The sequence below is a fragment of the Croceitalea vernalis genome (assembly GCF_031846405.1).
Classification (GTDB): domain Bacteria; phylum Bacteroidota; class Bacteroidia; order Flavobacteriales; family Flavobacteriaceae; genus Croceitalea; species Croceitalea vernalis.
Map to the genome: position 1 here is coordinate 1 of NZ_JAVRHU010000005.1, position 16,538 is coordinate 16,538.

Consider the following 16,538-nt stretch of genomic DNA (forward strand, 5'->3'; position numbering starts at 1 on the left):
AAAATCATAGCCGAGACCGTTAGCCACCATTATGAAAAAAATATGGACATCATTTCTAATTCTTGGTTTCATGATGATGTCTTGCACAAAAAAAGTTCCGTCGAATACATACTGGCTGGCAGTAGAATCCTACTCAACCTTCCCAAATGGAGGACGCAGCGTTTTAGATGGAGTAATTCTTCATTTCGAACAGGATTCCATTGAAACAGGTAATGTTTATTCGGGTTTTACGGAGAAACAATCCCTCGCTACTTCGAGAGAAGGAATTTACCTAAACGACACATTAACTTTCAATATATCCCAAATTTATTCAGACAGTATAATACTCGATTACGGTTTTGACACTCGAGTGAAATTTGTTAAGCTCGGAAGAGCCAAAAGTCTTGACGAAAAACGTAAATCGTTTTACTTAAGACATTGGAGTTTAACTTTTGATGAACAAGAAAACAAAAAGTTTGACAAAAAATTGATTTTAACTGACCTGCCATTTTACAACGAGAAAGGACCCCTAGTTTGTATTGAGAAAGATATTCTGAATAATCGCTTTACAAGCTCAACGGAAAAATGGAAATTCGATATCATAAACGGGGAACATATTTTTGCGATGTCAAGTGGACAATTAAATGATGATTTTTATATCATCAATGAGTATTTGGATAATTCTTCTGCTTCATTGATATGCGCTAACTGCAAAGACAGTATAAAAGCTAGACTTACTCCTATTAAAGGAATTGATAAATATCAGAAACTTGATATTTTAGAAACCATTTCAAATAAAAACTGGAAAATAGCTAGGCTTAATCAATGGGACACTATCTCATCAAGCTCTAGATTTCATGATTCAATTCCATTTCGGTTAAAATCAATTGAGAATATGAATTTGACATTCACTTTTTCAGACAACCATAAATTTATAATCAAAGAATCTGGAGGAACTGAAGTTTCAGGGAGTTGGAGTTTATCAGAAACTGGTCAAGAAATTGTTTTAAACAAAGGAATTAATCCTTCAGATTATATTGACCTAATAAACGTAACCGACGATAGTTTGGAAATTGGGAATTTGCGACTTTTTGAACCTGAGGGGAATAACTACGGAATGAAAGTTAATATGTATTTTAAGGTGACCCTAAAAAATAACGGTGGCTAACAATGGCTATAATTTATAGCTAGCCATTTAAAGGCTTCTCAGGAAATCCTAACGGATTTCCAAAACTCAATCCCTTTTTGCTAACTTTAGTTCTTCGGCTACAAAATCATAGCCGAGACCGTTGGCGGTAATTAGATTAAACCTTAAAAGAATTTGAAAGTCTAAAAAAGAAAATTAAATTGATGAAACTATTTCTTTACTTTACAATTATCGGAGTTCTATTTTGTTCGTGTAACTCTGATGATGAAACAAGCAACCCAGAACCCAATAACCCCTTGACTGAAAGTTTAGTGGAATTAGGAATTGAGTATGGTTCGGAGGATAGGCAATTTTTGGATTTATATAAGCCCGAATCCGATTGTCCCACGCCAATTTATTTTGATGCACATTTCAATGGCGGAACTACTACTTCTATTTCACCTGAAATTATAGCTGATTTAAATGCCAAAGGCATTACAGTGATTTCTTGGGAATCATCAACTTCTGTAGGTACACCAGAACAAGTTGAAACAGGATGGAATGATGCTGAACTTATGTTTCAATGGGTTATTGATAACGCGGAAACGTATAATTTAGATATATCCAACATAATTATAGGTGGTTCATCAAGAGGCAGTATCCTCAGTTGGGTTTACGGACACAAGCCTAATACTAATATTAAAGGACTTTATTTTTATAATGCGTTGCCAAGTACAGTATGGCAAGACCCAAGTTGGTGGTTGCCAACAGAAAATTTGACTATGGCGTCACCACCAATTTATTTTGTTTATAACAGAGAACCAGGTTCATCAACTGATCCCACTGACCCAGATATACACGACCCAAATAATGGAATAACGATAGTGAATCAATATCAAAGTCTCGGTATTGGAGATAGAACAACCCTTGTTCATAGCATAGGACAAACCAACAATACTGACAGATACCAATTTCTTGTTGATTTTGCTTTATCAGTATTTGAAACTTGTCCGTAAAGAATAATGGGAAGTAAAATAACTACCGCCAACACGGTGTATAAGTAATAGCGGTTTAAGTGAGAACATGAAAGTATAAATATAAAACAGAGGTAAGTACAAAACCGAAAGGTTTGTGAGTAGAAATCCGCTACTACTCATACACAAGACCGTTGTGCACAATTTGAGAAAATGGCGAAGTATTTAAGAGACATAAGCATTCATATTGAGTTTTCTCAAGAATTACCAAACGGATTCACACAAAAAGATTTTAATCTGACTACACATACTGTTCAAAACATTTTTTGGTATCAAATTCCGAAAAAGTTTGAATTAGACGGAATTTCAAAACTGAATATTCAAATTACCTCTAAAATTCCTAAATCTAATTATAGAAATTCAGCCGATGGAATTTCAGAATATACTTTCGGTGGATTTGACTTTGAAAAGTATTTTAAAAAAAGTATTGTCGATAAGAATAGAACAATTCTAAAAGTTTTGGAAACTGCCATTTCTGACATCTTAAAATCGGATAAAAAGAAATCTAGTGAATTGCTTAATATCACAAAATCGATTGCAGTAAACGGATTTAAATACCAAACCGAAAGTAAGAAATTATCGAAATGGAATAAAAATCGGACTTTAAGAGCATTGGTAGTTTGCTCGGTTGACGAAAATGGACAAAATGCTTTTGTGAAAATAGTTGATGAAAACGGAATTGAAGTTCTAAATGAACACTTGATTAAGAATAATATTTATGAATATTATAATAATTTGTACAAAACGAATTGGACAGAAAAAAAATTCCAAATATTAACAAGAGACGGAAAAATATTTAAAGAAATAGAACCAAAAAAAACTGTGCACAACAATGTATAACCCCAATTACGGCGGATTCGACTACGTCCGAACCCACTCGGAATTGCGAGCGTCAGTGCTTAACCGAAAAACAATAATTTAAAACCCGTAACTGGCGGTTATACGAGACCGTTGTGCTTCATTATAACCAACCACCAACCAATGATAAAATTCTTTAGAAAAATTAGACAAAATTTGCTTCTGGAAAACAAAACTGGAAAGTACTTGAAATATGCTATTGGAGAAATTCTTCTTGTGGTTATTGGTATTTTATTAGCCTTACAAATCAATAATTGGAATGAGCGTCGCAAATTGAAAATTAATGATCTTCAACTCTGCAAAGAATTACTGAATGACGCAATAGCCGACTCAATATTCTATGAGTCTCGACATGTGGGATTGAATGAATTAAAAGCTACAGTTAATTATATACTTGAAAAACCTGAACTACGCAAACCTGATTCTACTATTACAGAACTTGTAAATGAAGGTGACCAATTTATGACTATCATAGGATTTCGTTATCTATCAAATGTTGTAAGCAATAGAAAAAATAGCATACAGGAACTACAATCCAAATCGGTCATTAATGCTTTAAGACGTTATTTTTTAAGATACGATTATGTAGCCGCTGCCTTTCAAAGATTGAATACACTTAATGAAACGGAATTGAATCCTTTGAAAAAAAAGCATATGAATCATTTCATAAATTTAAAGGAAACCCATGACCTGAATATCTTGAATACCATTTACGATGATGAAATGGTGCAGAAATCTATGTTTATAATTGATGGTTACATTGATGATGTGATAAGTCACCTTCTTGTATTTCAGGAAGATAATCGAGAGTTAATAATAGTATTGAAGAAACGAATAGATAATAGTAAATAAATTGCACTTTCAAGAAGTTCCTATTTAAAATGATTAAAACATTTCGATTATCGAACCTTAAACATCAAATAATTAAAATAGTAACGCAAGCACAACAATGGCTATAATTCATAGCTAACCATTTAAAGGCTATTCAGGAAATCCTAACGGATTTCCATAACTCAGTCCCTTTTTACTAACTTTAGTTCTTCGGCTACAAAATCATAGCCGAGACCGTTGTGCGTAAGCTAAAAAAAGGTAGAATAACTCAAAGTTCTTATGAAAAGGTTACTCATTCTAATATTAATTTTTTCTCTATTAAGTGGAGGTGGCTATTTATTTTATTTGAATAAACGAATAGAAGGCGTTTGGGTACTTGACTATTCAACCGACAACGATAACTCTGAATTCAAAAGTCATGGATCAGGTTTATGGAATGTTCAAAATCAAAAAGTTTATTATCACCATTTAAGTTCTACAGAAAATGTTCAGGGTAGTAATTATTTTGATTATGGTATAAATTTCCAATTAGAACCAGATGCGAGTGAAAATGGTTTGTCTTTCAAGGTTAATCAAGTTAAAGGAGATAGCATAGTATTGCTAATAACTGGTGCGGTAAAACGTAAAATTGTACTAAAAAAAATTGCGGACACTCTAAAAAATAATTCCGATTGGAAAAAAAAATTGTCTGGGAAGGCCTTTGAATTTAAAATTTCTAATTCTGTTAAATTCTCGGAATTTGCCAAATTTCCAAAATCTAAGGATACTATTTATTTCGACAGCCAATTTATTATGCGCAAGAACCAAGCTTTTAACATTCCGAACTGGGAATCGCCTAGTTGGAGTTTAGCGAAAATTGAAGGGTTTGATATAATGTTTGCTCATAACTGGCCTACTTTGATTTTAACCGAAAATACTGATGGTATTGTATTTTATGGATACGATATAAATGGAGAAATATTTAAGTGTGAGTTGAATGAAATTCAAATAAATCTTTTGGAATTCAAAAAGAAAATAAGGTTCTAATAAAACACAACTCGGACCGAAAAGCCTACGCACAACAATGCCTAAACGTAATGCGGACTTTAGTGCTTAATCGAAAGGTCTGTGTATATTTATAAAGTCGCTAAATCTTCGGGATTTAGCTTAAGACAAGAAAAAATAAAACTAAACCAAAAGCTTTAGCTTCGTGCTCAGACGGAAACGAAAAGTTTCTTTAGCACCGCACTACGCTTAGCCTAGACCGTTAGGCACAATTTATACCAAACCTTATGATAAGAGAAAAAATATTTATACTGATATTTTTCATTATCTCAATTAATTGCTTTGGGCAAACTAATAATTGGACTAATGAAAATTTTGAATCTAAATTCATAACGTATGTTCCTGTAAAAAAAGAAAATGTTTCAAACAAAAATTTCTCCATTGGAGAAATGATAATTTTAGAAACAAAAAAAAATATTAAAAACAAACCTGAAAATTTCAATTATGCAGACTACTGGAATGCTACTACAGCATTATATGCCTTAAATGAAGAAAAAGAAATTTGGGAAATCTCTTTGAGAAAATTGGGGAAATCAAAAGGTGGATGTGAATATCTTGAATCATTTAAAGAACAATCAAAATTTTATAATGACTCTAAAGAACTTTATGATTCATTGATTCTGAATTGCAGCTCATTTTTAAAACAAAAAGAAATAGAATTTAACCTTTCTGAATATGTGAAGAAAAATGAATTGGATTTGGAGCTTGTTAAACTCGTTAATAATGTATCCGAAAACGACCAAAAATTTCGTATTGCAGATATGGAAAAGCAACATGACTTAGATTTTAAAAATCAAAAAATTATTGATTCTTTGTTTCAGAAATACAAAACTTATATTGGCAAATCGTTAGTTGGAAAAAAATACCAAAGTGCGATGTGGGCTGTGATTCAGCATTCGAATATAGAAATGATGGAAAAATATCTGCCAATAATTCAAAATGCAGTTAAAGAAGAAGAATTATCTGTAGTTCCATTTAAAATGTTAATTGATAGGGTTTATTGGATTAATAACGGGTATCAAATATTTGGAAGTCAAGCAGGAGTAGATTTAGCGGATAAAAAAACAAGAACGGAAGTTGCTAAAAAATATGGTGTGGAATAAAACTGTGCCTAACAATGGCTATAATTTATAGCTGCATTCTGCTAGCTTAAAAATAATTACTTTTAATACGGCTGGATTTCAGTCCGACAATTCCCGTTGGGAATCGCCGCTACGAAATCATAGCCGAGACCGTTATACACAAATAAAAACAAATATGAAATTACTAAAAACTATTACGCTATTATTTATATTTTCTACAGGGATATACGCTCAAACCACTATTTGTCCAGATGTTGAAGGTGCAGAACAACACCCACTCTTAAGTAGTTATAAGAATAGCTGTATCGTTGGTTATAATGTAACAAAATTTGATATGGTTACACTTCCCATTTCAAAAATAACATATGAAGGGGCTGAAAAGGAACTAACCGTAGAAGGTAAAGTTACGGATATACTTTATGGAATTGAGAGTAGTCAAAGTACCACCATTTTAGAAGTGCAACGCAATTATGAACAAGCACTAAAAAGTAGTGGTTTAGAAATTATATATTCTGCATTTGGCAAAAAAGGTGTTATGAATAATAACAGTGCTATTTCAAGAGAGTATGAATCTATTGCAAGCACAGAATACTTAGGTAGTTTTAAGTTTTTAAAAGATAAAGACTATCGTTTAGCTTTTAACTATCTAGGCAGAAATAAAGATAATGAATTAGCCTATTTTGTTGCACAAGGCAAAAGAAATGGTATTGATTATACCCTAATGCTCTATATAAATTATGGGAGAGGAAACTCCGAATTAATTGAAGATAAAATATTTATACAAGCCAAGATTATTGAGTCTGAATCTATGGAAACAGGACAGGTTTCAATCTTATCAATTGATGAAAAAATTAAGAATGAAGGAAAAGAAATATTTCATAACATTTTATTTGATTTTGGGAGCGATAAGCTTACTGAAAACTCTTATGATGTTATAAAAACTCTATCGGACTATCTAAAAGCAAATCCAAATCAAGAGTATTACATCGTAGGACATACAGATAATGTAGGTTCATTATCAGCAAATCAAACACTTTCAGAAAAAAGAGCCAAAGCCGTTTCTAATGCGTTAACTACCAAATATGGTATTAATGAGTCTCAAATTTCAGCTCACGGAGTAGGACAATTATCACCATTAACAATAAATACAACAGAAGAAGGAAGAGCATTAAATAGAAGAGTAGAAATAGTTCTGAAATAATATCAGTGTATAACAATGGCTATAATGTATAGCTACATTCTGCTAGCTTAAAAATAATTACTTTTAATACGGCTGGATTTCAGTCCGACAATTCCCGTTGGGAATCGCCGCTACAAAATCATAGCCGAGACCGTTGTGCAACATTTGACCAAAATATCGTGGAATGAAAATTGAATATATCGAAACAGAAAAAACAATTCAAATAAAAGACGGATTGAAAAATCAATATCTTTTTATAAAAATCCTAATGATACTCAACTTGACCAATGCTCTAATACGAATATTTGGAAAAAACACAACCGAATATGGATTTATTGAATATTTCTGGATTGGATTAGGACTTCTTTCATTGATTATACTTGTCATGTTTATAATTAAAATGTCAACATCGGAAAAAATTTCAATCGAAGAAATAAAGGGACTTGAAGAAAAAACTGTATTTGGAAAGAAAAGGTTTGCGCTGAAATTAAAAAACGGAAAGAAAAGGAATTTGGGAAATTTTAAAGACCAATTTGAGTTAGTTAAAGCTCGTGAATTATTTACAGAAATCGGAATTGCAAACTGAATTTAAAAAACGTTGCACAACGGTCTGAGCTATGAACAGTACGGGAGCAAACTAACGTTTTCTTTCCGTTTGGGACTTAGCCAAACCTTTTTGTTTTGCTTTTTCTTTTTTTTATTTAATGCCAAATCCAAAAGATTTGGCGGTGATCGTTGATATTCCGGGTTTATAACTTAAGCAGCTAAGCCCTTATTGTTTATAGGTTTTGTTAGGTTTTCGTACTTATTCCTTTATGAAATATTCAACTATTGTAAAACCTTGCCTACCTGAGTTATCTTTATAACTCCTTTTATTTGTCATTTTTAATTTTCCACCCATTAGCTCATACGTCACGAAACTCTCAGCAAAATTTGAGTCCCAAAGGAGTTCGAATTTACTAACTCCTTCTTCAATTCCATCAGCGTTATTTTTTCCCATATCACAATCTTTGGGTGTACATGAACCCCACATTTGAACAGCGTATTGATTGTCCGAAAATGTTATCTCACATTTTGTAATCCCACGTGTATTCTTGTCCTCATTTACCCATAGACCTACAAAATCATTATTCCATTTTTTTTCTGACCTATTATCTTTAGATTCAAAAGAGGTTTTTGATAATTTAACGTTGTTACTAATAATAAATGTAAAAAGGGAAATAGCTACGATGAAAATTTTCATGATTTTGAGTTTTTTTAGTATGAAACCTAACAATGGCTATAATTCATAGCTAGCCATTTAAAGGCTATTCAGGAAATCCTAACGGATTTCCAAAACTCAGTCCCTTTTTGCTAACTTTAGTTCTTCGGCTACAAAATCATAGCCGAGACCGTTAGCTAACATTTGCCAATGAAAGGATTTTTACCATTTCTGTTACTTCTAATCGTTTCATGCAAAGGCGACATGGAAAAGCTGGATGACAAAATCGACCTCAGAGGTAGAACTTTTGTCTTAAATCCAACAAATGATAAGGGAATTCTAACTATCCAGTTTATGGACTCAACTTGTAATATTTTTGAGGTACATGAATTCAATCAACCTTGGAGATTGGTGAATTTTGAAAATTCGAATACTTTAGTTTTAGGCCGTTTGATGATTGCTCTGCATCAACTAAACGATTCAACCATCACCGGACTCAATATCGGAGAAAAAGAAACCAAACTCATTTTAAACGAAAAACGACCAAAATGGAAATTAGACAAAATATTAGGGAAATGGACTGAGGAAATCTGGGTAGGAATTGAAAATTCTAAAATACCTCCACCTCCTCCTGCTATTCCTGAGCATGATACTATTTGGCCACCATATTATGAAATTTACAAAAATAAAATCATCAGCTACTGCCTGGGTATCGATTCTACTGAAACTCAACTGGATAACTCTTTGGTATATTTTAACATGAAGAAGAAACTTCATACTGATTTTGTTGGATATCAAAACAGTTGGAAAATATTAGACGTTAGTGATAGTGTGCTGACCATAGAGCGCAGATATACTAAAAAAACTTTTGATGCGCACACATCGCATTATTTGGACAGTATTGAAACTGTACGATTGATTAAAAAACGTAAGCTAACAATGGCTATAATTTATAGCTAGCCATTTAAAGGCTACTCAGGAAATCCTAACGGATTTCCATAACTCAATCTCTTTTTGCTAACTTTAGTTCTTCGGCTACAAAATCATAGCCGAGACCGTTAGCAAACATCTTAATAATGAAAAAAATCGTCGCGCTTACAATTTCATTATTTCTACTCCAATCCTGTTTGAATAAAGAAGAAAAAAATCATTCAAAGGATACTAAAATTGTGGATTCTGAATTTTATGGACTTTTGAAAAATGTGTACGAAATAGATGGAGAATTAATCGTGGAAGTGGACTTAATTGAAATTGACGAAAAAAGTAACATTAATAATCAAGATTTGAGGATTAGGAAATTAACTCTTGCTCCATCATGGGGACTAGAAAGACCTAAAAACAGCCTGTTTAGTGGAATAAAGGAACTTCAAGAATCAAAAGACATTTTCATATTCAAAACAAATTCGGACGGAAAAATAACCAGAATTACAAAACGTGAATAAAATAACGTTTGCTAACAACGGCTATAATTTATAGCTGATCTGCTTAAAGGCTACTCAGGAAATCCTAACGGATTTCCAAAACTCAATCCCTTTTTGCTAACTTTAGTTCTTTGGCTACAAAATCGTAGACGAAACCGTTGTGCTTCATTATGACCAACCAATAACCAATGATAAAATTCTTTAGAAAAATTAGACAAAAAATGCTGACTGAAAATAAATTTAGTAAGTACCTGATTTATGCAATTGGAGAAATTATTCTTGTCGTTTTAGGAATCTTGATTGCACTTCAGATTAATAATTGGAATGAAAACAATAAAAAGAGAAAATCTATCGAGCAATCCTTAATAGAAATTCGAGAAAATTTGAGAACGGATAATCTCGAAACACCTAAAATTATCGATAGAGCTGAAAACGAAATAAAAATTCAAGAAGAATTAATAGAAATTCTTGAAAATAAAGCATTATTAGATTCTACTCACAATTACAAAATTGGTAAATGCAATACGCTTAATGGTATATCAATTACTGTAACTGGATATGAAAAAATTAAAGAAATTGGATTGGGTAACTTGAAAAATAAAGAATTGGAAACTGAGCTTATTTTCTATTACGAAAAGCTTAAGAAAAGATTTGAACAGCAACAAGTTTATGACCGAAATAGCTTAACAAATATGTGGTTCCCATATATACAAGCTAATTTTAAGGACTTCAGCTATCGAAATTATGCTATTCCAAATAGTTATGAAGCCTTGAGTAGAGATAGCGAATTCTTGGTTTTGTTGAAAATAAATCTAGATACAAGGATACCAACTTTAAACAGTTTGATGGATTTACATGATTCGTCAAAAAAGTTAATTGAATTAATAGATAGTGAGCTTAAAATTAAAAAATAACGAAAGCACAACAATGGCTATAAATAATTGCTTGTTCTCGCCTAATTTGGAATTTCCAACTTGGTATGTACTTGCAAAGTTATGTACTAAACCACGCAACTACTCATAGCCGAGACCGTTAGCTGTAATTTCAAAAAGTTTAAATGACAAATTCCAAATACCAATCAAATACAGGCGCCAGGATTTTGGCTACAATTATTGATTATATCTTAATCATGTGTTTTACCATAATTTATGTTTATCAATTCGGAGAACCCAATGAAGAAGGAAGTTATGGTGTTAGCGGTATTAAGGCAATGGTTCCTATTTTATTTTGGTTTTTTTATCTACCATTTTGCGAGTGGAAAACTGGGACAACATTAGGCCATTGGGTAGTAGGACTTAAAATTATTTCGGAAAATGGGGCGGAACTGACACTTGGACAAAGTTTAAAAAGAAGGATTTTCGACTTAGTTGACATTTCTTTGTGCTTCGGACTTGTTGCCTTTATCGTTGTAATATCGACTGAAAAGAGACAAAGAATTGGCGATATTGTAGCAAAAACATTAGTTATAAAAAAGTAAAAACCACAGCTAACAATGGCTATAATTCATAGCTACATTTTGCTAGCTTAAAAATAATTACTTTTAATACGGCTGGATTTCAGTCCGACAATTCCCGTTGGGAATCGCCGCTACGAAATCATAGCCGAGACCGTTAGCACCAATGCAAAAGAAACAATGAGATTAAAACTAACATTGAGTTTTCTTATATTATTTTCAGTTAGAACATTTGCTTGTTCTTGTGTTACTGAACCTGATTTCAAAACACAAGAAGACTTAAACGAATATAGTTTCATTGCTCACATAAAAATAAATGGAATAAAAGAAGCCGAGAATATTGAAACGGACTCGTATGTTCACCAAATGAATTTTGAAATATTAGAATTATATAAAGGAGAACAAATCAAAAACATTCTTGTTTCAGGCTCTCATCCATTACTTAAAGGTTGGACATCTTGTGATTTAGGCGAAAGAGTCGGTGATGAATGGATAATTTTTGGCTCTTTAAATGACTATTTTAAAAAGTTAACAACTGGCTATTGCACTCGATCAGAAAGAATAAAAATTTTTAATGGATATGAAAATATCAAATACCCTAATCAGGTCACTTTAAAGAAAAAACTACAACAATTATTTAATAAAGAAAACATTGAACCGAAATACGACGGAAAGAGAATAAAATATTACCAGAATGGAAATAAGCAATTGGAGGAAAATTATGAAGGTGGTGTTATAAATGGTCAAAGGTTGTTGTGGTATCCTAATGAAACTATTGAAAGTAAACAAACTTATAACAATGGAAAGAAAAATGGGGTTTTTAAATGGTTTTCAAGTAAAGGAAATTTAACTAAAATTGAAAAATTTAAAAAAGATATTCCAATTGATACAACAACTATTTGGAGGGCAATAGACACTTCATATTTAAATTTAAAAATCTACTCAGACTTAAATAAGGTCAATTTAAAACAAGCTAAAGAAATACTTTCCAAAAGAAAGATATGGATAGAAAGAGTATATAACGATAAAGGACAGATAATTTCAAATATTGTCTTTCGTCAAAATGGAGAAAAGGACCAAGAGAATATTTATTACCCTAAGCAAGAAAAACAAGTAGTTAGGTACTTTCACAAAAACGGAATTTTAAGCTCTGAAATGTTTCGCGAAAAAGGAAAAACTACAGGAATTTATAAAGATTGGGACGAAAATGGAAAATTATTGAGGTCTTGGGAATATGATGAAAACGGGGAAATTATAGAATCGACAAGAAAAAAATATTAAAAGCAAAGGTGCTAACAATGGCTATAATTTATAGCTACATTCTGCTAGCTTAAAAATAATTACTTTTAATACGGCTGGATTTCAGTCCGACAATTCCCGTTGGGAATCGCCGCTACGAAATCATAGCCGAGACCGTTGTGCTTCATTATGACTAATCAATAACCAATGATTAAATTCTTTAGAAAAATTAGACAAAAACTGCTCTCTGAAAATAAATTCAGTAAGTATTTAATCTATGCAATTGGAGAGATTGTGCTTGTCGTAGTTGGAATTTTGATTGCGCTAGCCATTAACAATTGGAATGAACAAAAAAAGAACGATGAAGCAGAAAGAGAATACTATTGTCGTATTCTACAAGATTTGGAACTTGATAAGCAAAAAATAAATGAAATCATCGCAACTTATGATAATAGAATAAGGGTCTCTAAAGAAATTCTTTTAGAATTAGATTCTGGTAAAAATGACAAGAATTTTCTTCTAAATAAATTTCTGATAGCGTTTAGAGGTGAAGCTTTTGTTCCTCGCAATGTAACTTTTCAAGATATGGTTTCTTCTGGTAACATAAGACTTATTACAGACAGTGAAATTAAAAATAGTCTAATTCAATTTTATAGTGAATTGGAAAATAAAGTTTCTCACCTTCAACAGAATTCTGATGAAAATTCTAAGCAAACTTTCAGCCTAATCAATTCCTCAATTGAATTTGGAATTTCTGAATTCAATTACGTCAACATTTTATTGGGAAATGAAATCATTCAAACTTTGCCTGAATTAGATTGGTCTAAAGACAGAAATAGTAAATATTACAAGGATTTTCAGTTGATGGTAGTATTTAATATTACTATGAGCGACAGAAATAAACAGGTTATAAATGAGATTATTAAATTAATGGATGATCCTTATGACTTATTAGCTAAAAAATGTAAATAGGATAATAATTAACGAAAGCACAACAATGGCTATAATTCATAGCTACATTCTGCTAGCTTAAAAATAATTACTTTTAATACGGCTGGATTTCAGTACGACAATTCCCGTTGGGAATCGCCGCTACGAAATCATAGCCGAGACCGTTGTATTCAAGCCAAAACAAATATTCTACAATGAAACAAACATTTATAATAACATTCTTATTTCTTGGAATAAATGCATATTCCCAAGAATTGGAAAATCCAATAATTGACAGGCTCGACAGTCAGATTGAGAAATATATCGATGGGATTTCGCCAGGAATGGCAGTCGGAATTGTAAAGGATGGAGCAACTGTATTCGAAAAGTATATTGGTTATTCAAACCTTGAACACGAAATAAAAATAGACAAAAATACAAGTTTCAATATAGCCTCAAATGCCAAACAATTTACCGCTTTGTGCATATTGAGACTAATTGAGCAGGACAAATTAGCCTTAGATGATGATATCAGAAAATATTTACCCGAATTATATAAAGAAATTGGATACAAAATTACTGTATCAAATCTATTGACACATACAAGTGGAATTAGAGATGTTTACGGTTTATGGGCATTGAAAGGTAAAGATTGGTATGAACTTTTTATAGATAACGATGATGCAATCGAACTTTTACAATCTCAAACAGACTTGAATTTTGAGCCAGGAAAAGAGTATCTATACAGCAACTCTAACTATATACTTCTTACAGAAATCGTTGAAAAAGTTACCGGCATTAAATTCAAAGATTTTTCTAATTCATTGTTTACAGAATTAGGAATGAAAAATTCATCATTTCTCACCAATTATATGGCCATAATTCCAAATAAGGCAAGACCTTACGGTAATTGGAATGGTTGGCGAGAATATCCAATAGTAACAGAATTGAATGGAGATGGTGGTTTATTCACAACTTTGGAAGACCAATTAAAATGGGAGCAAACTATTCAACAAAATAATGGGAAATACCTATCAACTTCAATGATCGACCAAAGTCAATCGACTATAGGAAATGTAGATTTTGACGACTACGGATACGGATTAATGTTTGGAAATTATGAAGGCTTAAACTACACATATCACGATGGTAGTACTGGAGCATATAATGCGACATTTTTTAGATTCGCAGATAAAAACCTATCGATAGTCATAATGTCAAATAATGGCAACGTACCTACAAACTATTTAGCACAACAATTGACAGATATTGTTTTTGAATTAGACATAAATAATGATAAATACCCATCAGTTCCCAAGAAAACGGAAATACTGAAAAATTTCAAAAGTGTTGTAGGTAATTATCAAAACGTTGATGGGACGATAATAAAGATAAGTGAAAAAGATGGTTCTTTATTTCGAGAGATTTATCAACGAGAGCCAGTAAAAATGATAAAAGAAAAACAAAGCTTGTTTCATTATGAGACGAACGATAAGCTTAAAATGAACTTTTCGAATATTGGGAAAGAGCAACAAAAATTCACTTTATATTTAGCTTCTCAAAAACCAGGCGTTTATCATAAATTACCAACTGAAGAAATAGAAAATGGTTATGATACGAGCTTAAACGGAACCTATTTCAATGAAGAAACCGATACAGAGATTGTAATTGAACACGTCAAAGATGCTAATTACAACATTATCAAAAATGGAAGAAAACGAGATGGAAAACTCATTACAAAAGACTTTCTAAGAATGATGAGCTCATACAAAATTATAGTTATTAGAGATGAAAATGGAGATGTACAAGGGTTAAATTTAGAGAACGGACGAATTAAAAATGTCATTTTCAAAAAGCAATCCGTCTAAAAAAGACTTGAAAAAGGCCAGTGTACAACATTGTATAAAAATATTAGCGGTTTAATCGCTTAAACGAAACAAAATGAATAATTTAAAGGTCATTACCAAACTGAAAATTAGTGCATAAAACCCGCTACTTTTCATATACAAGACCGTTGGCAATAATTAAAAGAAACAGAGAATCTAAAATAATATGCTTGTAAAAAAATGAAATACTTCTCTGCAAATCTTTATGTAAAAATGCTTAACTGCGCCATAGCAGAAGGCATGAATCATGAAGATTTTGCAGATTGGACAACTTCTTTGGAGGAAGCTAAAAAATTAGAGGTTATTTCTGCTGAGGAGTTTTTAACCGCACACGAATTACTTGATGATAGATTAGGTCCTGGTTTTGGTGTACGTGTTGGACAGCAAATGATTATTGAAGATTATGGCGTGTTAGGTTTATCTTGGCGTACCTGCTCAAGGGTAGGCGAAATTTTTGAGCGGAGTGAACGTTTTTTTAAACTATTATCCAACACTTTTGTATGGCAAATTCAAAAAAAAGGTGATGTCTCTCATGTTATTCTTCATAGGGAAGCACTTAGAAGAGGCATGGAATTATCCACAGAAGCTAGTCTTTCTGCTACGGTTGTAGTATTGCAAGCCATGTCTGAGCAGAAAATAGCACCAACTCAAGTCAGTTTTAAGCACAGTACACCAAATGACTTATCCAGCTTTCACAAAGCATTTAATTGTTCCATCTTATTTAACCAACCTCAATATGCGATAAGCTATAAAACAAAAGACCTTAATTTAAGAACAGCCAAAGCAGATGCCAGTATTAATAGTTATCTACTACAACAAGTGGATGAAAAAACTAATGGTATCAAAATCCCAGGCTCAAAATTTGTGCGCGACGTTGAATCCCTGATAAAAGACTCGCTACCGACGGGTATTCCTAGTATTCATCATATTGCTGACCTTACGGCTATGAGCAACCGAACACTAACAAGAAGACTTTCTGAAACTGGCGTAACCTATCGTGACTTAATTAAAAAAACGCAAGAATCTATTGCAAAAGATATGCTTTTCAATACTACGCAAAGCGTAGGCGAAATTGCCTTCTTAACAGGTTTTTCCGAGCAAAGTGCATTCAATCGTGCTTTTAAGAAATGGACTAACCAAACACCTTCCGAATTTAGAAAATCTAACTAAAATTAGCCTTTTGGCGTAAAATGTCAAAACGTTGTCTTTAAGTGTCAAAAATTCCTTTTGAACACTTTGCACCTTTGTATCATCAAATTAATTAATACAATTTA

At 32.2% G+C, this 16,538-nt stretch carries 17 protein-coding genes; 16 read left to right on the forward strand and 1 reads right to left on the reverse strand.

The window, feature by feature from the left end; all coding sequences use genetic code 11:
* The first annotated feature begins 31 nt into the window (after positions 1 to 31).
* The 8 genes from RM520_RS13650 to RM520_RS13685 all read left to right on the forward strand — a co-directional run bounded on the left by RM520_RS13650 (position 32) and on the right by RM520_RS13685 (position 7,720).
* The gene (locus RM520_RS13650) at positions 32 to 1,147 is read left to right on the forward strand and encodes a hypothetical protein (RefSeq protein WP_311388367.1); all 1,116 of its coding nucleotides are present in this window, start codon (positions 32 to 34) and stop codon (positions 1,145 to 1,147) included.
* A gap of 182 nt (positions 1,148 to 1,329) precedes the next feature.
* On the forward strand, positions 1,330 to 2,121 hold the full coding sequence (locus RM520_RS13655) for a hypothetical protein (protein ID WP_311388368.1): 792 nt from the start codon (positions 1,330 to 1,332) through the stop codon (positions 2,119 to 2,121).
* A 171-nt stretch (positions 2,122 to 2,292) separates the two neighbouring features.
* Positions 2,293 to 2,979: a hypothetical protein gene (locus RM520_RS13660; protein ID WP_311388369.1), complete on the forward strand. Its 687-nt coding sequence runs from the start codon at positions 2,293 to 2,295 to the stop codon at positions 2,977 to 2,979.
* 141 nt (positions 2,980 to 3,120) lie between these two features.
* On the forward strand, positions 3,121 to 3,849 hold the full coding sequence (locus RM520_RS13665) for a DUF6090 family protein (RefSeq protein ID WP_311388370.1): 729 nt from the start codon (positions 3,121 to 3,123) through the stop codon (positions 3,847 to 3,849).
* Between the two features lie 258 nt (positions 3,850 to 4,107).
* Positions 4,108 to 4,854: a hypothetical protein gene (locus RM520_RS13670; protein WP_311388371.1), complete on the forward strand. Its 747-nt coding sequence runs from the start codon at positions 4,108 to 4,110 to the stop codon at positions 4,852 to 4,854.
* 245 nt (positions 4,855 to 5,099) lie between these two features.
* The gene (locus tag RM520_RS13675; protein ID WP_311388372.1) at positions 5,100 to 5,975 is read left to right on the forward strand and encodes a DUF6624 domain-containing protein; all 876 of its coding nucleotides are present in this window, start codon (positions 5,100 to 5,102) and stop codon (positions 5,973 to 5,975) included.
* Between the two features lie 154 nt (positions 5,976 to 6,129).
* Complete coding sequence (locus RM520_RS13680; RefSeq protein ID WP_311388373.1) at positions 6,130 to 7,155, forward strand: OmpA family protein; 1,026 nt, start codon at positions 6,130 to 6,132, stop codon at positions 7,153 to 7,155.
* A gap of 163 nt (positions 7,156 to 7,318) precedes the next feature.
* Positions 7,319 to 7,720: a hypothetical protein gene (locus RM520_RS13685; RefSeq protein ID WP_311388374.1), complete on the forward strand. Its 402-nt coding sequence runs from the start codon at positions 7,319 to 7,321 to the stop codon at positions 7,718 to 7,720.
* Positions 7,721 to 7,939: 219 nt separating this feature from the next.
* Here RM520_RS13685 and RM520_RS13690 read toward each other — a convergent pair whose 3' ends face one another.
* The gene (locus tag RM520_RS13690) at positions 7,940 to 8,377 is read right to left on the reverse strand and encodes a hypothetical protein (RefSeq protein WP_311388375.1); all 438 of its coding nucleotides are present in this window, start codon (positions 8,375 to 8,377) and stop codon (positions 7,940 to 7,942) included.
* A 168-nt stretch (positions 8,378 to 8,545) separates the two neighbouring features.
* Here RM520_RS13690 and RM520_RS13695 point away from each other — a divergent pair, with 168 nt between their 5' ends.
* From RM520_RS13695 to RM520_RS13730, 8 genes are all read left to right on the forward strand, one after another.
* Complete coding sequence (locus RM520_RS13695; RefSeq protein ID WP_311388376.1) at positions 8,546 to 9,295, forward strand: hypothetical protein; 750 nt, start codon at positions 8,546 to 8,548, stop codon at positions 9,293 to 9,295.
* Between the two features lie 167 nt (positions 9,296 to 9,462).
* Positions 9,463 to 9,777 (forward strand): hypothetical protein, encoded by a 315-nt coding sequence (locus RM520_RS13700; protein WP_311388377.1) that lies wholly within the window; start codon positions 9,463 to 9,465, stop codon positions 9,775 to 9,777.
* Between the two features lie 167 nt (positions 9,778 to 9,944).
* Positions 9,945 to 10,670, forward strand: coding sequence for a DUF6090 family protein (locus tag RM520_RS13705; RefSeq protein ID WP_311388378.1), 726 nt, complete (start codon positions 9,945 to 9,947; stop codon positions 10,668 to 10,670).
* Between the two features lie 143 nt (positions 10,671 to 10,813).
* Entirely contained in the window at positions 10,814 to 11,233 is a 420-nt protein-coding gene (locus RM520_RS13710) for an RDD family protein (protein WP_311388379.1), read from the forward strand.
* A gap of 156 nt (positions 11,234 to 11,389) precedes the next feature.
* Positions 11,390 to 12,490 carry a toxin-antitoxin system YwqK family antitoxin gene (locus tag RM520_RS13715; RefSeq protein WP_311388380.1) on the forward strand — a complete coding sequence of 367 codons (1,101 nt, stop codon included), beginning with the start codon at positions 11,390 to 11,392 and terminating at the stop codon, positions 12,488 to 12,490.
* A gap of 165 nt (positions 12,491 to 12,655) precedes the next feature.
* Positions 12,656 to 13,420, forward strand: a complete 765-nt coding sequence (locus RM520_RS13720; RefSeq protein WP_311388381.1) for a DUF6090 family protein — start codon at positions 12,656 to 12,658, stop codon at positions 13,418 to 13,420.
* A gap of 173 nt (positions 13,421 to 13,593) precedes the next feature.
* Positions 13,594 to 15,246 (forward strand): serine hydrolase domain-containing protein, encoded by a 1,653-nt coding sequence (locus tag RM520_RS13725; RefSeq protein ID WP_311386122.1) that lies wholly within the window; start codon positions 13,594 to 13,596, stop codon positions 15,244 to 15,246.
* Positions 15,247 to 15,444: 198 nt separating this feature from the next.
* A complete protein-coding gene (locus RM520_RS13730) occupies positions 15,445 to 16,434 on the forward strand; it encodes an AraC family transcriptional regulator (protein ID WP_311388382.1) in 990 nt (329 codons plus the stop codon).
* The last annotated feature ends 104 nt before the right edge of the window (positions 16,435 to 16,538 follow it).

Coding starts and splice junctions, on each gene's coding strand:
- RM520_RS13680 (WP_311388373.1), top strand. CDS start 6,130: ATGAAATTACTAAAAACTATTACGCTATTATTTATATTTTCTACAGGG.
- RM520_RS13725 (WP_311386122.1), top strand. CDS start 13,594: ATGAAACAAACATTTATAATAACATTCTTATTTCTTGGAATAAATGCA.
- RM520_RS13705 (WP_311388378.1), top strand. CDS start 9,945: ATGATAAAATTCTTTAGAAAAATTAGACAAAAAATGCTGACTGAAAAT.
- RM520_RS13670 (WP_311388371.1), top strand. CDS start 4,108: ATGAAAAGGTTACTCATTCTAATATTAATTTTTTCTCTATTAAGTGGA.
- RM520_RS13715 (WP_311388380.1), top strand. CDS start 11,390: ATGAGATTAAAACTAACATTGAGTTTTCTTATATTATTTTCAGTTAGA.
- RM520_RS13650 (WP_311388367.1), top strand. CDS start 32: ATGAAAAAAATATGGACATCATTTCTAATTCTTGGTTTCATGATGATG.
- RM520_RS13690 (WP_311388375.1), bottom strand. CDS start 8,377: ATGAAAATTTTCATCGTAGCTATTTCCCTTTTTACATTTATTATTAGT.
- RM520_RS13660 (WP_311388369.1), top strand. CDS start 2,293: ATGGCGAAGTATTTAAGAGACATAAGCATTCATATTGAGTTTTCTCAA.
- RM520_RS13730 (WP_311388382.1), top strand. CDS start 15,445: ATGAAATACTTCTCTGCAAATCTTTATGTAAAAATGCTTAACTGCGCC.
- RM520_RS13720 (WP_311388381.1), top strand. CDS start 12,656: ATGATTAAATTCTTTAGAAAAATTAGACAAAAACTGCTCTCTGAAAAT.
- RM520_RS13710 (WP_311388379.1), top strand. CDS start 10,814: ATGACAAATTCCAAATACCAATCAAATACAGGCGCCAGGATTTTGGCT.
- RM520_RS13675 (WP_311388372.1), top strand. CDS start 5,100: ATGATAAGAGAAAAAATATTTATACTGATATTTTTCATTATCTCAATT.
- RM520_RS13655 (WP_311388368.1), top strand. CDS start 1,330: ATGAAACTATTTCTTTACTTTACAATTATCGGAGTTCTATTTTGTTCG.
- RM520_RS13685 (WP_311388374.1), top strand. CDS start 7,319: ATGAAAATTGAATATATCGAAACAGAAAAAACAATTCAAATAAAAGAC.
- RM520_RS13665 (WP_311388370.1), top strand. CDS start 3,121: ATGATAAAATTCTTTAGAAAAATTAGACAAAATTTGCTTCTGGAAAAC.
- RM520_RS13695 (WP_311388376.1), top strand. CDS start 8,546: ATGAAAGGATTTTTACCATTTCTGTTACTTCTAATCGTTTCATGCAAA.